A 1,091-nucleotide genomic window follows, 5' to 3' on the forward strand; every position below is an offset into this window, starting at 1 on the left:
CGAGCGCACCGGACGCCCGGCCACCGCGTCCCCCACCCCCGCCACATGCCCCTCGTACCCCATGATCCCCACCAGCCGGAACCCCGGACGCCGGGCCACCGACCGGGCCAGCTCGGCCAGTTGGGCGGGGGAGTGCAGCGGGGAGCGGCGGGCGCCCACCCTCACCCGGCCGCCGAACAGCCGCAGCGAGGTGTCCAACTCCAGGCAGACCCGCACCACTTCACGCCCCCCGGCGCGGGCGGCGTCGATCAGGTCGAGCTGGGCCACGTCGTCGACCATCACCGTGACCGAGGCGGCCAGCTTGGGATCGCCGGCCAGCTCGGCGTACCCGGCGCGGTCGGCGGAGGGGTAGGCCAGCAGCACGTCGTCGAAGCCCGAGCGCGCCAGCCACAGCGACTCGGCCAGCGTGAACGACATGATCCCGGCGAAGCCCTCCCGCGCCAGCACCCGTTCCAGCAGGGCCCGGCAGCGGACCGACTTGGAGGCGACCCGGATCGGTTTGCCGTTCGCCCGGCGCACGAGGTCGGCCGCGTTGGCGTCGAAGGCGGCCAGATCCACGAGGGCGAGCGGGGCTTCGTAGGCGGCGGTGGCCCGGTCGTACCGGGCCCGGTCGGCGGCACGCGCAGTCATGACGGCAGCCTGCCAGACGCGATTACCCGAGGGTAGGGGGATGTTCCGGGCAGATGCCCCGGCGGCGTCGGCCGGTTCCGTCCCGGCCCCCCGGAACCCGTAAAGTGACGCGCACGTACGGCGGAAAACACCCGGCCGCAGCGCTGAACCGGGATGCCGGTACAGCCGTACGGGTATGCGTGCCCGGACGGAACTCGTCCGACGGGCCGCGGCCGCCGACCACGACGGCCCGCGTACGAGCAGTCGGCCCGGTCGCCAGGAAACGGGGGGTGCATGAGCACGGAAGCGCGCCGCGCCCCGTTCCCTCCGCGCCCCACCGACGACCCCGCGCCCGCCGGGACGGAAGCCCAGGCCGAGGACGAGCCCTCGGTGTTCGCCCCGCGCCGCCCCCTCGAACGCCCCCGCGAGACCCGGCCCCCCGTCCCCGAGGCCCGGATCACCACACCTCCGCCGCCACCGCC

The 1,091-nt window shown here is 75.5% G+C and carries 1 protein-coding gene and 1 pseudogene; one reads left to right on the forward strand and one right to left on the reverse strand.

Going from position 1 to position 1,091, the window contains the following annotated elements:
* A partial coding sequence (locus GT030_RS15895) for an alanine racemase (protein ID WP_202460151.1) occupies positions 1–630 on the reverse strand: 630 nt, incomplete at its 3' end.
* A gap of 273 nt (positions 631–903) precedes the next feature.
* Between GT030_RS15895 and GT030_RS15900 the strand changes: the two are divergent.
* Positions 904–1,091 (forward strand): annotated as a pseudogene (locus GT030_RS15900) (hypothetical protein); the annotation flags it as partial.

Source organism: Streptomyces sp. SID1328 (assembly GCF_009865595.1).
GTDB classification, from domain to species: domain Bacteria; phylum Actinomycetota; class Actinomycetes; order Streptomycetales; family Streptomycetaceae; genus Streptomyces; species Streptomyces griseoluteus.